The organism is Allobosea sp. BK604 (assembly GCF_004341515.1).
Taxonomy (GTDB): Bacteria; Pseudomonadota; Alphaproteobacteria; order Rhizobiales; family Beijerinckiaceae; genus Allobosea.
In genome coordinates, this window is sequence record NZ_SLZF01000007.1 from 268,305 (window position 1) to 288,556 (window position 20,252).

Here is a 20,252-nt window from a genome sequence, read left to right on the forward strand (position 1 = left end):
TTCGCGCTCGCGATTCCCTTTCGTCACGTCCATGTCATGCGCAGGCGGGACGGTTGAAATCTCTGGATTTCCGTCGTTGTCTCGGGCGTCGCCTTACTCATGGCCTTGATCATCAAACCGCGCACTCTGGGCTTGTTGGCCAAGACGGAGCGTCGAGCCGTGGGCGCGAGCTACATCGTCTCGGCCTTCGGCATGTTCGACCTGGCGCAGCCGGATCCCTACCGGCTCGAGGGCGAGCAGGCGATGTGGATGATGACAGCGAAGGAGCTGCCGTCCGGAGCGGTTTTCGATCTCGGCATGCCCAAGCCGACGGCGGAGGTGATGATCGCCGGTCATGCCGCAGCGCTCGGCGGCGAGCCGGTGCAGCGCATTGGCCTCGCCTGGGCGATCGGCAATCTCCAGAAGCAGCTGCTGGTCACCGGTGACCGCGTCTGGCGGATGGCGGGCGCGACCGCGGTGCCGACCGAGCCGCAATCCTTCCTGCAGATGCCGCTGGTGCCGCAGCGCTGCTTCGGCGGCGAGGGTCATGGCTCCAATCCCGCAGGCATCGGCTTCAGGGCGCAGGAGCGCCTGATGGCGCGCGAGACGGTCGCGCTGCCCAATATCGAGACGCCGGAAGTCGCCATCCGCTCGATCGGCGATACGCCGCCGCCGCCACGCTTCGGACCGATGGCGGTCGATGCCAAGGAGCGGCTGCAATATTCCGGCACCTATGACGATCACTGGATCAAGAACCTCGCGCCGGCTCTGGCGGAAGATGCCGACCCCAGGCTCTTCCTATTTGCGCCGCCGGACCAGCGCCTGCCGCAGCATCTCGAAGGCAACGAGGGCTATGGCCTGCGCAATTTCGCCGCCGATGCGCCGGAGATCCAGCAGCATCTGCCCGGCTTCCGGGTGCGCTGCTTCATCGGCTGGACCGATCCGCAAAAGCCGATCGTCGAATTGCCGATGCGGATCGACACGCTCTGGTTCTTCGCCGGCGCACGCCGCGGCGTCATGGTCTATCGCGGCGCGACGCCGGTCGAGGATATCGAGGCCGCCGACATCGCCGATGTCATGCTCGCCTATGAGCGGATGGGCGAGGAGCCGCGCCCGCTCAGCCATTATCTCCAGGTCCGGGCGCTGCGCACCAATCCCGAGACCGCCTTCAAATACGCCTTCTCCGAGCATCAGCTGACGCCGGAGCTGCCGCAGGAGGAACGCGACCGCCGCACCGCCAAGCGTCAGGCGCTCGCGGCCGAGCGGCGGCAGAAGCGGCGCGAAGCCATGGAGTGGGGCATCCAGAGGGAACTGGAACGCTCCGGCGTGCGCAAGGAATTATGGCCCGCTTTCGAGATGGGGGAGGCGGAGGACGAGATCCTCATGCCGCTTCCGGAGGAACTCGAGAGCGGCGAGGTCGACCTTGCGGAACTGCTCGACGGAATCGAGGCGCTCCAGGTCAAGAAGGAGGCCGAGCTCGACGCGATCGTCCAGAAGCAGCAGCCCCTTCTCGCCGCTATGAACGAGATCGCGTCGGGCGAGGCCGAGCCCGAGGCCATCGACCGCTTGCTCGCGCTGCTCGACAAGCCGGAAATGGCGGCCCAGGTCGACAGCGAGCTCAGTCAGCTGCCATCGGCCGCCGATCTGCCGTTCGATGTCGCCACGCCGGAAGGCACGCAGGCCGATGCGGCGCTGGCGCGCGCCGGGGATTGGCGCCGGGCCATGCTCGACGCCGCCGCGCCGAAGGTCGACGAGGCCGAGCAGCTGGCTCTGGCTCGCGGCCGTTTCCTTGGCCTGCCGGAGGGGCGCCCGCTCGAGCGCACGCGCCGGCAGCTGACGGAGGAGCGCTTCTCGATGCCCGATCTGCCGGGTATCCCGGCCCTGCCGGACGGGGCGGCCGCTGCGCCGGAGACCGTATCGCTCGACGACGCCTTGCGTGCGCTCGAGGAGAACCCGTTCGCGCCGGCGGGCGCGGCGAAGCAGGTCAGGGACGCGCTCGACAGCGTCGACGCGAAGCTGGCGCAGACCCTGCCCAACCTGGCTCCGGGCGGCGGCTCGGCGCTGCGCGCGCTGATCCCGGCCGCCCCGCCGCCGCCGGCCTCTGCCGAGGACGCCTTGAGCGAAACCGGCGCCAGGCTGAAGCAGGCCCATGCGGAGATCCATGCCGGGCTCGATGCGGCCGAGGCGCAAATGATCGCCGGGCTTGCCGAGATGCGCCGGACATCGCCGCTGCCGCTGAAGCCGGACGTGCCGTTGACGCCGGGCGTGGCCAGGGCGCTGGGCGACCTGGTGATGGAACAGGCAGCTGCCGGCCTTGCTCTGGCCGGCCGGGATTTTGCCGGCGCCGACCTGTCCGATCGTGACCTCTCCGGTGTGGATCTCAGTGGTGCCCTTCTCGAGAACGCCAAGCTGGACCGCGCCCGCCTGGTCGGCGCGAGGCTGGTCAACGCGACGCTGGCCGGCGCCTCGCTGCGCGGTGCCGATCTCAGCGGCTCCGATCTGACCAATGCCAATCTCTGCAAGGTCGACGGCGAAGGCGCCCGCTTTGAGAGCGCCCGGCTGAGCGAGACCATGTTGCTCGAGGCCAGGTTGCCGGGCGTCTCGTTCGACGGGGCGGAGCTCAGCCGCCTGCAGATCATGATGACGCCGCTCGCCGGCGCCAGCTTCCGCCAGGCCCGTGTCGCCGACACGATCGTGATGCGCGCCGACCTCGCCGACACCGACTGGCAGGCTTCGGTGCTCGAGCGCGTACAGGTGCTCGATACGCCGCTGGAGCGTGCCCGCTTCGCTACGGCGTCGCTGCATGAAGTCTGCATCCTGATGGCCAAGGCGGCCGGGATCGACTTCAGCGCCGCGCGCCTGTCGAGCGTGCTCTTCGCGGGCGAGGTCGACCTGCGCCAATCCTCCTTCGCACGGGCGACCTCCGCCGGCCTGACCTTCCAGAAGGCGGACCTGTCGCTGGCGGATTTCGCCAGGGGGCGGTTCGAGCGCCTGTGCTTCGTTGAAGCCGGGCTCGCCGGGGCCAGCTTCCGCGAGGCGACGCTGAAGCGCGGCATCTTCTCGCGCAATACGCTCACCAGCACCGATTTCTTTGCGGCCGACCTGCTGGAGGCGCAGTTCAATCGCGCCGACCTGACCGGCGCGAGCCTGCGCGCCTCGAATCTCTTCGGTGCCGACCTGATGGACGCGACGCTGTTCGGCGCCGACTTCAGCCGCGCGAACCTGACCCGAACGATCCTAGCGGTGGCCAGCGATGCCGGTTGAGACCCTGTTCGAGCATTTGCGGCACAATTGGCCATATCGCGACGGCGTGCTCGACGGCCAGGACCTGTCCGGCACCAGCCTGGTCGACGGCACGCTCATGAAGTGCTCGTTCCGCAATGCGTCCTTCGCCGGGGCGGTGCTGCGCGACATGACCTTCCTCGAATGCGATTTCAGCGATGCCAGCTTTGCCGGCGCCCGCATCGAGCGCTGCACCTTCGCCACCTGCATCATGCCGCAGACGGACTGGCGCGAGGCCGCCTTCGACCAGACCACGGTGATGGCCGGCGACGTCGCGCGCGGCACCTTCGTCGGCATGACCTTCACGCGCAGCTTCTTCATGAAGGCGGACCTGAGCCAGGCCGTCTTCGCCGAGGCGCAATTCACCAAGAGCTGCATCATGCATTGCAGGCTCGATGCGGTCGACCTGACGCGCGCGAGCTTGAACAATACCGGCATCATCCAGGCGGACCTGCGCCAGGCGGTGATCGACGGCCTGCGCTGCGACATCGCGCTCCTGACCGAGTGTGATCTCACCGAGCGTGACCTGCGCTCAATGACGCTCGCGCGTGCCAACCTGACCGACGCCAGGCTCGACCGGGTGATCCTCTCCGGCGTGGACCTGAGCGGCGCCATGCTGTCGGGCGCGAGCCTCACCGGAGCCGATCTCTCGGGCGCCACCGCGCCGGGCGCGATGTTCCTCAAGGCCGATTTGCGCGGCGCGACGCTGGCCGGCGCAAGACTCAGCAATGCGGTGTTCCAGGAGGCCAATCTGGGCGGGGCCAATCTCGATGGCGCACAGCTCGATATGGCGATCTTCACCGGCGCCGATGCTCGGGCGACCTCGTTCCGGCGGGCCCGCCTGGATTACGCGCTGTTCGACCATGCGGCGGTCGACAGCAGCGACTTCAGCGGCGCGCGTTTCCTGCGCACGGATTTCCACTGCGCCTCGACCGAGGGCGCGATTTTCATGGGGCAAACCGGCAGCGCGCTCGAAACCAACATGGCGCGGGCGGTCGGCGAACTCTACGATCCGCGCAAGGTTAGACCATGGTTGACGTAGGGGCAGATTAATGTTCATGAACGCCAACGGCCCGATGCCGTGCATGAATTTCGCCTTCCCGGACGTCTGCCTGGTGCCGACACCGGCCGGGCCGATTCCGACCCCGTTCCCGAACATCGCGCTGATGCCCACTGCGATCCCGAGCCAGTTCAAAGTGCTGACGATGTGCATGCCGGCATCCAACCTGATGACCACCGTCCCGATTTCGAACGGCGACAATCCGGGTGTGGCCATGGGCGTGGCCTCGGGCATGGTGATGGGGCCGAGCTCGGCGATGATGGGTTCGACCAATGTCATGGTCGGCGGGCCGCCCGCGGCCAAGATGACGATGCCGGCCAAGCAGAACGGCATCAGCCCCAACACGATCGGAATGACGATCAGTCCGGCCCAGATCACGGTCCTGGTCCTGCGCTGAGGCCGTCCAGATAGCGCGCCCCCGGAGAAAGCCGATGTCCAATACGCCTCCTGGATCTCCCAATTCCGGCCCTGGTGGGTCGGGCTCGGGCCCGAATTCCAATTCGGGGAATAACACGCCCGCCAATCCCTATTTCCGGGTGTTGCAGCCACAGACTCCGACCTCGGCCTTCACCGCGTCGAGCTATTTGCGCCTCGGCAACTATGTCGCGGACGAGACCGGCCTGCCGACCGGCCTGACGACGTCGACCAGCACGGTCGGTGTCGACAGCTCCAAGGGCGGCGCCAAGGAACAGGCCGAGGCTGCGGAGCTGAACGAGAAGAACGATCCCGCCAAGCAATATACCGCGACCAGCCAGTCCTCGACGGCCTACAAGACGACGCCGACCGCTGTCGCCGCGACCGACCATGCCGGCATCCTGATCTATTCCGACGGCGAGCTGAACGAGAATATCGCCGGCGCGGCGCTGCAGAAATTCGGCAAGGGTCATGTCGTCGAGGTGACGACCGCCGATGCCAAATACGGCGTCGTCGAGGGCAAGCTCGACATCTCCGCGTCCAACGGCATCTTCGTCAAAGCAGGCCTGGTCGACACCAATACCGGCTCGGTGAGCCGGGCGGCGAATCTGGAGCTGACGGCGAGCGGCTATATCAAGCAGACCGCCTACGGCCCGCTCGACGAGATTACCTACGGCACGACCCGGAAGAACTTCCACGGCGACGCCTATGACGAGTTCCACGGCTTCAAGGAATCGATCTTCCACGGCCGCGAGCACACCTATAAAATGAGCGGCGTCATGCAGTTGACGCTGAGCGGCGAGCTCATCATCAAGCTCTCAACCCAGTTCGCGCTGACGGCCGGCATCGACACCGGCATCCGCCTGGCGCTCGACATCAAGATGTTCATCGGCGGCAAGTTCGACATCGTCGTCCTCGAGGACGCCAAGATCGTGCTCGGCTTCTCCGAGAAGCTCGTCGTCGGCTCCGACTGGAAGATGGCGGGATCCGACATGAAGATACTCTCGACGGTCGATATGAAGTTCGCACCGGTAGCCGACATGAAGAAGGTTGGTTTCAACGTCACGATCTGCGATTTCGACTTCAAGAAGCAGTTCATCAAGGCGGAATCGAGCGAGGCCGAAGCGCTGAAGAAGGCGTTCGAGGCCGGCATCAAGGACCTTAAGGCCGAGGGCGGCATGACCGAGGCCAAGGTCAAGCAGCTGACGGCGATGTTCTAGTCCGCCCGTGGCTGAGATGGACAGGATCGCGCCCCTCCCGGTGCTGGAGAGCTTGCTCGCGGCCGAGCCGGCGCAGGCGGAGCCCGCAATTGCCGGCCTCGCGACGGCGGTGGTCGCGGCCGTCGATGAGGATGCTGCTCATGCCGATCTGCAGCTCGGCGGCGCATCCCTGCGCGCTGCCGTTGCCGTGAGCTGCCTGGTGCGGCCGATCCCGGGCGACAAAGTGCTCGCCTTCCGCGGGGATGGGGAAGCCTTCGTACTCGGCGTATTGGAGCGCGAGGCGCCAAATTACGCCACGCTCGCGCTGCCGGGGCATGGCAATCTGGCGATCGAGGGCGAGACGCTCTCGCTCACGGCCCGCCAGCGGCTGGCCCTGAAGGCCGACGGGCTCGATCTCCAGGCGCGCACACTCGCCTTCATTGCCGACAAGGCGACCTGGCTCGGCAAGGCACTGACGGCCATCGTCGAGCGCTGGCACGTTTCGGCGAAGGCGCATGAGGTCAGCGCCGAGACGATGACGGCCAAGGCCGAGAACCGGATCGCGATCGTCGACCAGGTCGATACGCTGCGGGCGCAGACCCAATCCATCAAGATCGCCGGCATCGTCAGCGAGACGGCCCAGAGCAAGGTCATCGCGGTCAGCGACGATTTGCGGATGGACGGCAAACGCATCACGATGGGTTAGGGCGTGACGTCGATCCAGTCCTTTCCGCCGATCACGCTCAGGGATCGGATCGCCAGCGCGCATGAACTGATCGTCGGCCGCCGCTTCGACGAGGCCGAGGCGCTTCTCGACGAGGTGCTGCAGGCCGATCCCGGCCATGCCGAGGCGCTGAATGCGTTGGGCGGTGTCGCGCTCGCCCGCAAGGACGGCGCGCGCGCCGGCGAGATCCTGTCGGCCGCGGCGACGGCCTTTCCTGATGATGCGGCCATCGTCAACAATCTCGGTCTCGCGCATCAGATGCTGGGCCGGCTCGACGAGGCGATCGTCTGCTTCGAGCGTGCCACGGCGCTGACGCCGCAGGCCGACGGCCCGCTACACTCGCTCGCGACCGCCCGCTTCATGATGAACAACCTGCCCGGGGCGCGCATGGCCGCGGAGCAGATCCTTGCGCGCTCGCCGGATGCACCGGAAGCGGTCAGCCTGCTCGGCATGGTCGCCCTGGCCGAGGGGAACAAGGAACAGGCCGAGCTCCATCTGAGCCGCGCGCTTGCGCTCAATCCCAACGATGCGGCCGCGCTGCGGACGCTGTCGATCTGCTGCTACGATCGCCTTCGCTTCGATGAGGCCCTGCATCTGGCCGAGCGGGCGCGGCTGGCCGCGCCGCTGGATATGGATATCGTCGAGCATCTCGCCCGCTGCGAAGCGGCGCTCGGCCTTTATCCGCAAGCCGAGGCGTCCTGCCGCAAGCTCCTCGCCTTCGCGCCGAACCATCTCGGCGTGCGCGAATTGCTGGCCCGGGTGCTGGTCATGACCGGCCGGCCGGACGCTGGGATCGCGGAACTGACCAAGCTGGTGAAGGCCTCCCCGAAATCGGTGGAGCCCCTGCTCGGTCTTGCCGCGACCTTGCGCTTCGCCGGCCGTCTGACCCAGGCGCTGCCCTTCGTGCAGCACGCGCTGAAGCTCGATCCCGACAACGCCTCGGCGCTGGACGTGAGGGCCGAGCTCTCTCTCGCCATCGGGCGTTTTCTGCCGCGGCTCGAAAGCGGCGGGGTGCAGCCGGAGCAGGTCAATGTGCCGCCGGGCATGCGTGCGGCGGATTTCATCCTGTTCTCGCGCTTCCTCGCGCGGTTGAGCGAGGGCGGCGCGCCGGTTCGGCTGGGGGCCGACGAGCGTTTCTGGCCGCTCGCGGCGCATCTGCGCGTGCCGATCGAGATTCCACCGCCCGATTCCGAGGCTCCCGCGGTGGCCCTGCCGGCGCTGATGCGCCGCTTCGACCTCGACGCCACGACCGTCGCGCAGAGCGTGCCTTATCTGCAGCCCAATCCCACGCTCGAGCAGCGCTGGCAGCAGGCGCTCAGCGAGTATCCGCGTCCCTGGATCGGCGTCGTCTGGGAAAACCATGCCTCCGGCCTCGGCATGGACCAGGTCCGCGCCGCCATGCCGGGACGCGGCACCGTGATCAGCCTGATGACCGGCCAGGCTCGCCACGACCTCGCGGCATGGCCGGAAGCGATCGATGCCGGGCGCCATATGGATGGCTTTGACGAGATGATCGGCGCCATCGCCAATCTCGACGCCGTCATCGGGCCCGACGTCTCCGCGCTGCATCTGGCAGGAGCGCTAGGGCGACCCGGCTTCGTCGTCGTCTCCGCGGGCTATCCCTGGTATTGGGCGGCGCAGGACGGGCACTCGCTCTGGTATCCGAGCATCGAGGTCATGCCCCAGGAGCAGCCCGGCCAGTGGTCGCAGGTCGTCGCTGACCTGCACCAGCGCCTGTCGCAGCGCTTCGCGGATCTCAGGAACTAGAGCATTTTCGAACGAAGCGGGCACCGGTCCGCGTAAAGAACATACGATAAAACAAAGGCCTAGAGAGTTTTCGCGATTCGAAGACACGCGGAAATGCTCCAGGATCCGCGACTTCTCCGGAACCGGCTCAGCGCCGCTCGAAATCGCGATGCACGTCATGGGCGACGATGCCGGCGCCATCAGGCGGGATCGTCAGCCAGTCCTTGCGGGTCAGCGTCTGCTTGGTGTCCTCGTAGCCGGAATGCCAGTGCTCCCGCATCGAGGTGCGCGAGAACTCGTAGTCCTTGGCGTGTCCCTCATAGGATTTCTGCTGGTAGATCAGCTGCAGGATCGTGTGCTCAGGCATCAGCGAGAGGTCGTCGCGCAGCTTGCGGTCGTCCTCGGTCAGGTCGGCATCCGGAATCTTGGTCAGCGCCTGATGCGTCTTCTTCTTCCAGTTCTGCAGCAGCTGGAACAGGTCGGTGGTGAGGCGCGTGCGCGAGGAATACATGATGTCCTTGTGCCGGCCCATCACGTCCTGCAGCGTGCGCGGCAGCGAGCCGCGCGCCGAGAACAGGTCGACCTGGAAGATCAGCGAATTCAGCGTGTCTTCCTGCGCCAGCAGATGCTGCAGCGGCGTGTTCGAGACGATGCCGCCATCCCAGTAATGGTCGGTGCCGATCTGCACCGTCGGGAAGGCCGGTGGCAGCGCGCCCGAGGCCATCACATGCTCGGGCTCGATATGCTCGCGCATATTGTCGAAATAGACGAAATTGCCCGAAAGCGCGTTCACGGCGCCGACCGAGAAATGCACGCTGCGGCTGTTGATCAGCTCGAAATCGACGAGATCCAGCAAGGTCTCGCGTAGCGGCGCGGTGTCGTAGAAGCTCGTCGCGTCGCTGGCGCCGGCCAGCGCGAACCACGGATTGGTCTTGCGCGGCTCGAAGAAGCCGGGCTGGCCGAGCAGCATCGTGTAGAGCGAGCTCGTGGCATTGCGGGCCTGACGGAAGACGTCGCCCTCCGGCGTGTACCACCAGACCTTGCGGTCGGTGATCCGGTTCCAGAAGCTCTCCAGACGTTCCAGCCGGCGCTCGCGCGGGTTGCCGGCGATGATCGCCGAGTTGATCGCACCGATCGAGACGCCCGAGACCCAGTCCGGCTCGATATCGGCCTCATGCAGCGCCTGATAGACGCCGGCCTGATAGGCGCCGAGCGCTCCGCCGCCCTGCAGCACGAGGGCGACGCGGTCGCAGCGCTCGGGGCGCCAGCCCAGATAGCGGCTCGCGGACAAGGATGCTTTCGGCGGAGCATTCATGACGCAAGTATCCTTGAGTTATCGCACTGCGGCAAAGACAATTGGAGAGGACTGCGAGGTGACAGCCATGTGACGCGGGCAATTGGCGCAGCGGTTGTCATCTTTCCGTCAGACAAGCTTCATCGCTGCGTCAGCTTGCTCTTCCACGCCAGAAGGCATGGTTTTTGCGCCGCACACAAGTGTTCGCCGCGCAACTCGGAGGAGAGCAGGATGCTTAAGGGCAAGACGGCCGTCGTCACGGGCTCGACTTCGGGGATAGGGCTCGCCATCGCCCGCGCCTACGCCGCGCAGGGCGCCAATATCGTCATCAACGGCTTCGGCGCGCCTGAGGATATCGAGAAGGAACGTGCCGGCATCGAGAGTGAGTTCGGCGTCAAGGCGCGCTATTCCGCCGCCGACATGGCCCATGGCGGCGCGATCGCGGCGATGATCGCCGAGGCCGAAGCCGAATTCGGCTCGGTCGACGTGCTCGTCAACAATGCCGGCATCCAGTTCGTCTCGCCGATCGAGGAATTCCCGATCGAGAAATGGGACGCGATCATCGCGATCAACCTCTCCGCCGCCTTCCACGCCATTCGCGCCGCGCTGCCCGGCATGAAGCAGCGGAAATGGGGCCGCATCATCAACACGGCCTCGGCCCACGCGCTGGTCGCCTCGCCCTTCAAGAGCGCCTATGTCGCCGCCAAGCACGGCATTGCCGGCCTGACCAAGACGGTCGCGCTCGAAGCCGCCACGTTCGGCGTCACCGTCAACGCGATCTGCCCCGGCTATGTCTGGACCCCCCTGGTCGAGAAGCAGATCCCGGACACGATGGCGGCGCGCGGCCTGACCCGCGAGCAGGTCATCAACGACGTGCTGCTCGACGCCCAGCCGACCAAGCAATTCGTCACCAGCGAGGAAGTGGCCGATCTCGCCGTCTTCCTCGCCTCCGACTCGGCCAAGTCGATCACCGGCGTCATCCTGCCGATCGACGGCGGCTGGACCGCGCATTGAGGATCTGACGATGAACCGCCAGCAGATCCTCGACCTGCCTTCGATGCCGCTCGCCGGCCCGAGCTACCCGGCCGGCCCGTATCGCTTCATCGACCGCGAATACATGATCATCAGCTACGAGACCGATCCCGAGCTGATCCGTCACCATCTGCCCGAGCCGCTGGAGCCGATCGATACGCCGGTCGTCCATTACGAGTGGATCAAGATGCCGGATTCCTCCGGTTTCGGGAACTACACCGAGACCGGCATCGTCATCCCCTGCAAGTTCGGGGACGAGGAGGTCAATTTCGTCTCGCAAATGTATCTCGATGTCGAGCCGCCGATCTCGGCCGGTCGCGAAATCTGGGGCTTCCCGAAGAAATACGCCCATCCCAAGCTCGAGCTGGTCAAGGATACGCTCACGGGCACGCTCGAATATGCCGGCCAGCAGGTCGCCATGGGCTCGATGGGCTACAAGCACGAGAGCCTCGCCGGCAACGGCGTCAGGACGACTGCGATCCTGACCAAGACCCAGGTCAACCTGAAGATCATCCCGGGCGTCGATGGCGAGCCGGAGATCTGCCAGCTCGTCGCGCTCAACCTGACCGACATCACGGTGAAGGGCTCCTGGATCGGCCCCGGCCGGCTCCATCTCATCCCACATGTCAACGCGCCCGTCGCCGACCTGCCGGTGCGCAAGGTCATCGGCGCGCATCACTTCATCGCCGACCTGACGCTGCCCTTCGGCCGCAAGATCCACGACTACATGAAGGGCTGAGGCCTTTCAGCCATTGGGACTGACTCAACCCTGATCCTGAGACGCGGGCCTCGCCCGCTCCTCGGGACAGGGTTGAGACTTAAGGCGACGCTCCCGATCCCTCAGCGCACTTCATTGATGTAGCGATGGTGCTCCGTGCTGGCCCGATGCCAGCCGAGGATCGTCGGAGCGCCGGCCTGGTCATAGGCGATCTCCTCGATCGTCAGCATAGGCGCCGGCAAGCTCAGGTTCAGCAGCCGCGCATCCTCCGCATCGGCGAAATCGGCTGTGAGCTGCTCACGCACTGCCGAGATCCGGATGCCGTAGCGCTCCAGCAGATGGATATAGAGCAGCTCCGGCAGTTCTGCCGGCTCGTGCGGCAGCCCAGGCACGCGCTCGGCCGCGAGCACGAGTCTGTCATGCATGACCGGCCTGTCGTCGACATGGCGGATGCGGTGGATCTTCACGACCTCGGCCCCGGGCGCGATCTGCAACTGCTCGCTCTCGCGCTCGCTCGCCTTGAGGAGGCCGACGCTCAAGACCTCGGCACGTGAGCGCACCAGGGTGCCGTCGGCCCGGTGCAGTCGGAAATACTGGAAGAAGATGCGCATGCTGTGATGCGGGCTGCGTCCCGTCACCACCGTGCCGGTCTTGCGCCGCCGCGAGAGCAGCCCCTCCGCCACGAGATCGCTCATCGCCCGGCGCACCGTGCCGACGGCGATGCCGAACATTTGCGCAAGCGCCGTCTCGTTCGGCAGCACCGTGCCGGGCGGCCACTCGCCCATCAGGATGGCCTCGGACATGTGCCGCTTGGCCTTTTCGTAAAGCGGAAGCGCCTCGGTCGCCGTCAGGTTCGGGATCGCGCCGCTCGGAATGCCGAGCGGGCTGCCCGCCTCCGAGGCAGGGCTCGACTTTTTTTTGGCATTGACAGCCGGCATGCGCTGCTTCCTATTTCTATATAGTTTATATGAAAGTGGGTTGTCGCCGCAATGGCGTTGTCGTTCTCATCCTCGTCTGTGCCTCGCAGATTGTGGCTGCCAGCCACAATCACGGCCTTGGCCAGCTGAGCGATGGCTCTGCCGGGCCCAGCGCCGATGACCGCGCCGCTCGATGCGGCGCTGGCTGCGATCGGCGAGATCTCTGATGGCGCGATTGCCGATCTCGGCCGGATGATCGCCGTCGACACGACCTTTCCGCCGGGGCAGGGCTACGATGCCTTCGCCGAGCTGATGCAGGAGCTGAGCGCGCCGCTTGGCTTCGTCTCCGAGCGGGTCGTGGTGCCCGACGCGCTCTGGCATGTGCCGGGCGGCCCGGCGTCAGGCCGGCGCACCAACCTCATTGCGACGCGACCCAGCGGCAAGCCGGTCTGCGGCCTCTATTTCCATGTCGATACCGTGCCGGCCGCCCCGGGCTGGTCCTCGGATCCGTTCAGCCTGATCCGCGATGGCGACAAGCTGGTCGGCCTCGGCGCGGCCGACATGAAAGGCAGCATCGCCGCGGTGCTGCTGGCTCTGCAGGCGGCGCGCGAGCATGGCGTCGCGCTGGCCTATGATCCGATGCTGCTCTTCTGCACGGACGAGGAGGGCGGGCTCTATCCCGGCATCCGCTATCTCGCCGAGCAGGGCAGGCTCGAAGGCCATATCCTCAATTTCAACGGCAGTGCCGAGGCGCGGATCTGGGCCGGCTGCTTCGGCCTGTTCAACCTGCTGGTCAGCGTGCGGGGAGAGGCCGTCCATGCCGGCGAGGGCAATCGCAGCGGCGCCGGCCTCAACGCCATCGAGGCGGCTCTTCCGCTGCTGCAGGCGCTGGCCGAGCTCAAGCCGCGCATCGCCGAGCGGGTCTCGGCCCTGCCACCTCCGCCTCATGCGGCCGGGCCGCTCAGAGGCCAGCTCAGCATCGTCACCGCCCATGGCGGAACCGCCGGCGGGCAAGTGCCCTCCCTGTTCGAGATCACGCTCAACCGGCGCTACGCGCCTGAAGAGCGCTTCGAGGACGCGCTTGCCGAAATCCAGGCGGTGATCGATGCGGCGGCTGCGCAGATGCCCGGCCTTGGCATCGAGACCCGGCTGATCGGTCATTTGATCCCGACCGATGATCCGGCTGGGCCGCATTGGCCGCGCTGGCAGCGCGCCATGGGGCAGGGCTTCGGCTATGCGGCAGACCAGTTCCGCAAATGGGGCGCGGCGAGCTGTTCCGATTTCGGCTATGTTCAGCGCACCGGCATGCGCGAAATCCTGCTCGGCGGCCTGGGCCGGCCCAACCGCAACATCCACGCGCCCGGCGAGCACACCACGGTGTCCGATCTCGTCGCGCTCGCGCGTAGCGTCCTTGCCTATCTAGCCGCCGATTTCGCGCCTGAACTGATCCCTGAACGAAGCCACAGCTGAAAGGAGCGCCCCATGCCGACCGTCGATCGTCGCAGTTTCCTGGCCGCCTCCGCCGCCCTAGGCGGCCTCGCCATCTCCGGCCTCGACGTCGGCGCGCAGACGGCGCCACGCCGTGGTGGCACCTTGCGCGTCAGCGTCGACCAGGCCGTCTCCAAGCTGAACCCGCTGCTGACCCGGGTGAATCCCGAATATCTCGTCGCCGAGCTGCTCTATTCCGGCCTGACCCGGCTCGCGCTCGACATGAGCGCCGAGCCCGACCTCGCCGAATCCTGGACCAATTCCGCCGACCTGCTGGAATGGACCTTCAACCTGCGCAAGGGCGTGACCTTCCATGATGGCAGCCCCTGCACGGCGGCCGATGTGGTCGCGAGTTTCGAGGCGATCCTCGACGCCAAGACCGCCTCGCCGGCGCGCCAGAATGTCGGGCCGATCGCCAAGATCGCCGCCAAGGATGACAGCACGGTCGTCTTCACCCTGTCGGCGCCGTTCGCCGACCTGCCTGTGACGCTGGCCTACACCAACGCCAAGATCGTCCCGGCCGCAGTGCTCAAGTCCGGCCTCGAGAAGCTCGACCGCGAGGCTGTTGGTACCGGCCCGTTCAAGCTCGTTTCCTTCGAGCCCGAGCGCCAGATCGTCGTCACCCGCAACGACGCCTATTACGACAAGGCGCGGCCCTATCTCGACCGTGTCGTCGTCGTGGTCTACCCGGACAGCACCGCCGAGGGCTCGGCCCTGATCGCGGGCGATACCGACCTGATCTCGACCGTGCCGCCGACCGAGTTCGCACGGATCAGCAAGGCCTCGGGCGTGAAGGGCTTGCGTGTCGCCTCCGGCCAGTTCTGCAACGTCAATTTCGGCTGCGACCAGAAGCCGTTCAACGATGTCCGTGTCCGCCAGGCGCTGGCGCTGACCGTCGACCGCAACGCCATGGTCGATTTCGTCACCGAGGGGCTCGGCACGGTCGGCAACGACGTACCGCTGAACAGCGCCTATCGCTTCTTCGCCGATCTGCCGCGCAAGGCGCCCGATCTCGCCAAGGCCAAGAAGCTCCTGGCCGATGCCGGCTATCCCAACGGGCTCGAGGTGACGCTGATCGCCTCCGACCGGCCGCCGCTGCGCACGCAGCTCGCCGTCGCGCTGCGTGAGATGGCCAAGCCCGCGGGCTTCACCATCAACGTCCAGACCATGCCGCACGCGACCTATCTCGACCAGGTCTGGAAGAAGGGCTCCTTCTATGTCGGCTTCTACAATATGCAGCCCACGGCCGACGCCATTTTCGCGCTGCTCTACACCTCGAACGCCGCCTGGAACGAAACGCGCTGGAACAACGCGGGTTTCGACAAGCTGGTCAACGAGGCGCGTGCCACCGTCGACGAGGCCAGGCGCCGCGATCTCTATGCCCAGGCGCAGAAGCTGATGCACGAGGAGGTGCCCTCGATCATCCCGGCCTTCTTCGATCTGCTCGCCGCCCAGCGCGACTGGGTCGAGGGCTACAAGCTGCATCCGCGCGGCGCCGTCTTCCGGCTCGACTACGTCTCGCTCGGCGCCGGCGCGCCGAAGCGCGGCTGAGCCGAGGGCAGGGCGGCAGGCGTGTCACCGGCCTATGTTCTCAAGCGCATCGCGCTGATCTGCTACACCCTGTTCGTGGTGTCGCTGATCGTCTTTGCGATCACGCAGATCCTGCCCGCCGACGCGGCGGTGATGCTGCTCGGCGAGAACGCGACCCAGGAGGCGCTCGCCGCCGTGCGCGAGCGGCTCGGCTTGGACGCGCCGCTCTGGCAGCAATATCTGCACTGGCTCGGCGGCGTGGTGCAGGGCGATTTCGGCACCTCGATGCGCACCGGCCAGCCGGTCGGGCCGGCGCTGTTCGAGGCGCTCGGCCGCTCGCTGCTGCTCGCCCTGTTCTCGATCCTGCTGATGCTGGCCCTGGCGCTGCCGCTCGGGATCGTCGCCGCGATCCGGCGCGGCCGCATCGCTGATCTAGTGGTCGGCGTGATCTCCTATATCGGCGTCTCCTTGCCGGAATTCGTCACCGCGACCTTGCTCGTGCTCGTTCTGGCCGACTGGCTGCAATGGCTGCCGGCGACCGGCTATGTGCCGCTGACCGAGAATTTCGGCCGCGGCTTGCTCCATCTCGTCCTGCCGGTGCTGACCGTCTCGCTGATCCTGATCGCCCATGTCTCGCGCATGGTGCGTTCGGAGCTCGTCGACGTGCTGCACACCGACTATATCCGCGCCGCCCGGCTGAAGGGGCTCTCGAACCGCACCGTGTTGTTCAAGCACGGGCTGCGCAACGCGCTCCTGCCGACCATCACCATCGTCGCGCTCGATATCGGCTACCTGCTCGGCGGCGTCATCGTCGTCGAGGAGATTTTCGCGCTGCCGGGGATTGGCCGCCAGCTCATCGTCGCGATCCAGAGCCGCGACCTGCCTTCGGTCCAGGCCGGCGCGCTGATCATGGCGACGACCTACGCCATCGCCAATTTCCTCGCCGACATCGCCTATGCCTGGCTCGACCGGAGGATCCAGTATGACTGAGACCTTCCGCCGGATGCTGCGCTCGCCGCAGGGCGCGCTCGGCCTCCTCATCGTCGGACTGATCCTGCTCGTCGTGATCCTCGGGCCGGCGCTGGCGCCGTACAACCCGGATACGATGGCGCCATTGCAGCGCTACAAACCGCCGAGCGCGCAGTTCTGGCTCGGCACCGACCAATATGGCCGCGACATCCTCAGCCGGCTTCTGAATGGCGCTCGCGCCACCGTCGTGCTCGCCCTGATCGCGACCGGGCTCGGCACACTCGCCGGCGCCATGATCGGAACCGTCTCGGCCTATCTCGGCGGGCGGGCCGACGAGGCGATCATGCGCACCATCGACGCGGTGATGTCGATCCCGAGCCTCCTGATGGCGCTGCTGATCGTCAATCTGCTCGGCAAGAGCAGCCTCAACGCCGTCCTTGCAATTGCCATCGCCTTCACGCCCGGCATGGCGCGGGTGACGCGTTCGGTCGCGCTCGCCGTGCGCAAGCAGGACTATGTCAACGCCGCCATCGCCCGCGGCGAGAGCGCCGGCTTCATCGTCTGGCGCGAGATGCTGCCCAATGTCGTGGCGCCGATCATCGTCGAGATGACGATCCGCGTTGCTTTTGCCGTGATGCTGTTCGCGACGCTGAGCTTCCTCGGCCTCGGCGCCCAACCTCCGGCCTCGGAATGGGGGCTGATGGTCGCGGAAGCCCGCCGCTTCATGCATCTCAGCCCCTGGATGATCCTGTGGCCGAGCCTCGCGGTCGCCCTCGTCGCCATCGGCTTCAACTTGCTCGGCGATGGGCTGCGCGACGTGCTGAACCCGCGGACCTGAGGCCATGGCGACGATCCTAGACATCGCCGGCTATAACCTCGACTACGCGACGCCGACCGGCTTCACCCGCGCACTCGACGCCGTGACACTCAGCATCGGCGGGGGCGAGGTGCTCGGGCTCGTCGGCGAGTCCGGTTCGGGCAAGACCTCGCTCGCCTGGGCGATCATGCGCTACCTGCCGCAGAGCGCGCGCGAGGCGGGCGGCATCAGGCTCCGCGACAAGGACCTGATCGCGGCGAGCCCGGCCGAGATCGGCGCCATTCGCGGCCGCCGCATCGGCATGGTCTTCCAGGATCCGAGCACCTCGCTGAACCCGACCCTGCCGCTCGGCGAACAACTCGCCGAGGTGCTCGAGCGCCATCGCGGGCTGAGCCGGAAACAGGCCTGGGCCGAGGGCGAGGCCATGCTCGCCAGGGTCGGCCTGAAACTCCCGGCGCAGATGATGCGGCGCTATCCGCACGAGGCCTCGGGCGGCGAGAAGCAGCGCGTCGTCATCGCCACCGCCTTCGCCTGCCAGCCGGAATGCATCATCTTCGACGAGCCGACGACGGCGCTCGACGTCATTACGGCCTGCCAGATCCTCGACCTCTTCGCCGAGCTCCAGGCCGAGACCGGCGTCGCCTCGCTCTATATCTCGCACGATCTCGCGCTGGTCTCGCGCGTCGCGACAAGGGTCGCGGTGATCCATCGCGGCCGGATCGTCGAGCAAGGCGCGGTGGCGCAGGTCTTCGCCGCGCCGAGCGACGCCTATACGCAGAAGCTCCTCGCTGCCGTGCCGCGTCCCGACCATCGCCTTGTCGAGACCACGCCCGACCCGGCGGCGAAGCCGCTGGTCGAGGTCGAGAAGCTCAGTGTCCATTATGGCCGCAAGCCCTTCCTCGCCAAGCTCCTCGGGCGCGAAGGCACCCGCTTCACCGGCAATCGCGAGGTCAGCCTCGCCGTCCAGCCCGGCGAGATCCTCGGCATCGTCGGCGAATCCGGCTCGGGCAAGTCGACGCTCGCCAAGGCGTTGACGGGGCTGAACCCGTTCGAGGGTGGCTTGCGCTTCGATGGACGGCCGATCGCCGGTATCGGTGATATGGACCGGGCCTATCGCCGCGATGTCCAGATCATCTTCCAGCATCCGGATTCATCGCTCAATCCGCGCCAGCGCATCCGCGAGATCCTGTCGCGCCCACTGGCGCTCTACGGCAAGCCGGGGCAGGGGCGGGGCGCAGAGGCGATCGGCGATCTGCTCGAGCAGGTCCGCCTGCCGCGCAGCTACGCCGAGCGCTATCCGCACCAGCTCTCCGGCGGCGAGAAGCAGCGCGTCGCCATCGCCCGCGCCTTCGCCTCGCAGCCCAGGCTCGTGATCTGCGACGAGATCACCTCCGCGCTCGACGTGTCCGTGCAGGCCTCGGTGATCGAGCTGCTGGTCGATCTGCAGCGCCGGCACGGCACGGCCTATCTCTTCATCACCCACGATCTCAACCTCGTGCGCCAGATCGCGCACCGGATCGCGGTGATGTATCGCGGCGACCTCGTCGAGCTGGTCGATGTCGCCGCCCTCCCGGCCGGCGCGAGCCATGCCTATACCCGCTCGCTCCTCGACGCGGTTCCCGCCCCGGCCTCTCCCAGCGCTTGAAGGACATGACGATGGATCGCGCCCAGCTTCTGGCCCGCCTCGATGAGAAGGCCGCCCTCGACTTCCTCAGCCAGATGGCCCGTCACAAGAGCTATTCGGAGACCGAGGGTGAGCGCGTGCTGGCCGCCTTCATGGACAAGCAGATGAAAGCGCTCGGGCTCGATTCCGAATTGCAGCCGGTGGTCGGCGAGCGCGTCAACGCCATCGGCCGCTGGAAGGGCACGGGTGGCGGCAAGAGCCTGCTCTTCAACGGTCATCTCGACACCAATCCGGCGACCGAGGGCTGGACCGTCGATCCCTGGGGCGGGCTGGTCGACGACAAGTTCATCTACGGCATCGGCGTCTCCAACATGAAGGCGGGCGACGCCGCCTATTTCTGCGCGGTCAAGACGTTGATCGATGCTGGCGTGAAGCTGAAGGGCGATGTCGTGCTGACCTATGTCGTCGGCGAGCTGCAGGGCGGCGTCGGCACGGTCGCCGCGATCCAGAACGGCGTGACCGCGGATTACTTCATCAATTCCGAGCCGACCGACCTGCAGGCCATCACCATGCATGCCTGCGCCTTCACCTATGTCATCGAGCTCACCGGCAATACCCGCCATCTCTCGAAGCGCGAGCAGGCGGTCGACGCCATCATGGCCGCGACCGACCTGATCCCGCGCCTCAACGCCATGAAATTCTCGGGCGCGCTGAGCGCCGAGCATGAATCGATCAATCGCGTCCATGTCGGCGTCGTCCATGGCGCGCTGGGCAAGGAGCTGCACGAGTGGCGCGCGCCGCAGGTCGCCGATTTCGCCAGGATCAAGGGCTCGGGCCGCTATGCGCCGGGCCAGGACCAGGCCGGCGCCGTCGCCGACATGCGCCGCGAGCTTGATGCGCTCGAGGCGCGCTTCCCCGGTCTCAAGGCGACGATCCGCATCGAGAAGCAGGAGGGCCATCGCTCGATGCCGGCCTTCGAGGTTGCTCGCGGCGCCCGCATCGTCAGGACGATCAACGCCGCCTATGAGACAGTGCGCGGCACGCCGCAGCCGACGGGCGCGATCGCGCCGCCCTGCTTCTTCGGCACCGATGCAGGGCATTTCTACGCGGAGCTCGGCATGGAAGGCATCGTCTGCGGGCCGGGCGGGCGCTACAACACCATGCCCGACGAACGCGTCGACATCGCTGATTATCTCGACATGATCCGTATCTACATCCTCTGCATACTGGATATCTGCGAGCCGGCCTGAGCCGGCTGAAGTGGCCGTGGCCACAACCGGCACGCGATTAACGGAAAAATATCACTGCCAAAGTAGAAGCCCCGCAGGCGCTGATCCACCCTTGCCGCAGCAGTCCTAGGCCTATAGTCGTTGCCCCGACGTAACGTCCGCAGGCCCGCTCGACCGGGTTGTTTCGAAGAGACGCGCATGACGGAATCCGCCTGACCCGACCGGGGATC

The 20,252-nt window shown here is 66.7% G+C and carries 16 protein-coding genes; 14 read left to right on the plus strand and 2 right to left on the minus strand.

The window, feature by feature from the left end:
* Positions 1-159: 159 nt before the first annotated feature.
* The 6 genes from EV560_RS22425 to EV560_RS22450 are packed head-to-tail and all read left to right on the plus strand — an operon-like array spanning position 160 to position 8,425.
* Positions 160-3,243, plus strand: coding sequence for a DUF2169 family type VI secretion system accessory protein (locus tag EV560_RS22425; protein WP_165923584.1), 3,084 nt, complete (start codon positions 160-162; stop codon positions 3,241-3,243).
* A complete protein-coding gene (locus tag EV560_RS22430; protein ID WP_131858043.1) occupies positions 3,233-4,303 on the plus strand; it encodes a pentapeptide repeat-containing protein in 1,071 nt (356 codons plus the stop codon). Before EV560_RS22425 ends, EV560_RS22430 begins: the two co-directional genes overlap by 11 nt.
* Before the next feature lie 16 nt (positions 4,304-4,319).
* Positions 4,320-4,718, plus strand: a complete 399-nt coding sequence (locus EV560_RS22435; protein WP_131858198.1) for a DUF4150 domain-containing protein — start codon at positions 4,320-4,322, stop codon at positions 4,716-4,718.
* A gap of 34 nt (positions 4,719-4,752) precedes the next feature.
* Complete coding sequence (locus EV560_RS22440; protein ID WP_131858044.1) at positions 4,753-5,955, plus strand: hypothetical protein; 1,203 nt, start codon at positions 4,753-4,755, stop codon at positions 5,953-5,955.
* 16 nt (positions 5,956-5,971) lie between these two features.
* Positions 5,972-6,640, plus strand: a complete 669-nt coding sequence (locus EV560_RS22445) for a DUF3540 domain-containing protein (protein WP_131858045.1) — start codon at positions 5,972-5,974, stop codon at positions 6,638-6,640.
* Between the two features lie 3 nt (positions 6,641-6,643).
* The gene (locus EV560_RS22450) at positions 6,644-8,425 is read left to right on the plus strand and encodes a tetratricopeptide repeat protein (protein ID WP_131858046.1); all 1,782 of its coding nucleotides are present in this window, start codon (positions 6,644-6,646) and stop codon (positions 8,423-8,425) included.
* A 127-nt stretch (positions 8,426-8,552) separates the two neighbouring features.
* Here the strand turns inward: EV560_RS22450 and EV560_RS22455 are convergent, their stop codons facing one another.
* Entirely contained in the window at positions 8,553-9,719 is a 1,167-nt protein-coding gene (locus EV560_RS22455) for a patatin-like phospholipase family protein (protein ID WP_131858047.1), read from the minus strand.
* Positions 9,720-9,929: 210 nt separating this feature from the next.
* Here EV560_RS22455 and EV560_RS22460 point away from each other — a divergent pair, with 210 nt between their 5' ends.
* On the plus strand, positions 9,930-10,712 hold the full coding sequence (locus EV560_RS22460; protein ID WP_131858048.1) for a 3-hydroxybutyrate dehydrogenase: 783 nt from the start codon (positions 9,930-9,932) through the stop codon (positions 10,710-10,712).
* 10 nt (positions 10,713-10,722) lie between these two features.
* On the plus strand, positions 10,723-11,469 hold the full coding sequence (locus EV560_RS22465) for an acetoacetate decarboxylase (RefSeq protein WP_131858049.1): 747 nt from the start codon (positions 10,723-10,725) through the stop codon (positions 11,467-11,469).
* A gap of 101 nt (positions 11,470-11,570) precedes the next feature.
* On the opposite strand, the gene EV560_RS22470 is transcribed toward EV560_RS22465, so the two are convergent.
* Positions 11,571-12,386, minus strand: a complete 816-nt coding sequence (locus EV560_RS22470; RefSeq protein WP_131858050.1) for a GntR family transcriptional regulator — start codon at positions 12,384-12,386, stop codon at positions 11,571-11,573.
* 156 nt (positions 12,387-12,542) lie between these two features.
* Here EV560_RS22470 and EV560_RS22475 point away from each other — a divergent pair, with 156 nt between their 5' ends.
* The 6 genes from EV560_RS22475 to EV560_RS22500 are packed head-to-tail and all read left to right on the plus strand — an operon-like array spanning position 12,543 to position 20,043.
* Entirely contained in the window at positions 12,543-13,835 is a 1,293-nt protein-coding gene (locus EV560_RS22475) for a M20 family metallopeptidase (protein WP_248312158.1), read from the plus strand.
* 12 nt (positions 13,836-13,847) lie between these two features.
* The gene (locus tag EV560_RS22480) at positions 13,848-15,404 is read left to right on the plus strand and encodes an ABC transporter substrate-binding protein (RefSeq protein WP_131858052.1); all 1,557 of its coding nucleotides are present in this window, start codon (positions 13,848-13,850) and stop codon (positions 15,402-15,404) included.
* A 21-nt stretch (positions 15,405-15,425) separates the two neighbouring features.
* Positions 15,426-16,373, plus strand: coding sequence for an ABC transporter permease (locus tag EV560_RS22485; protein ID WP_131858053.1), 948 nt, complete (start codon positions 15,426-15,428; stop codon positions 16,371-16,373).
* Positions 16,366-17,190 (plus strand): ABC transporter permease, encoded by an 825-nt coding sequence (locus EV560_RS22490; RefSeq protein ID WP_131858054.1) that lies wholly within the window; start codon positions 16,366-16,368, stop codon positions 17,188-17,190. Before EV560_RS22485 ends, EV560_RS22490 begins: the two co-directional genes overlap by 8 nt.
* A gap of 4 nt (positions 17,191-17,194) precedes the next feature.
* Positions 17,195-18,814 (plus strand): dipeptide ABC transporter ATP-binding protein, encoded by a 1,620-nt coding sequence (locus EV560_RS22495; protein WP_131858055.1) that lies wholly within the window; start codon positions 17,195-17,197, stop codon positions 18,812-18,814.
* An 11-nt stretch (positions 18,815-18,825) separates the two neighbouring features.
* Complete coding sequence (locus EV560_RS22500) at positions 18,826-20,043, plus strand: M20 family metallopeptidase (protein WP_131858056.1); 1,218 nt, start codon at positions 18,826-18,828, stop codon at positions 20,041-20,043.
* Positions 20,044-20,252 lie beyond the last annotated feature (209 nt).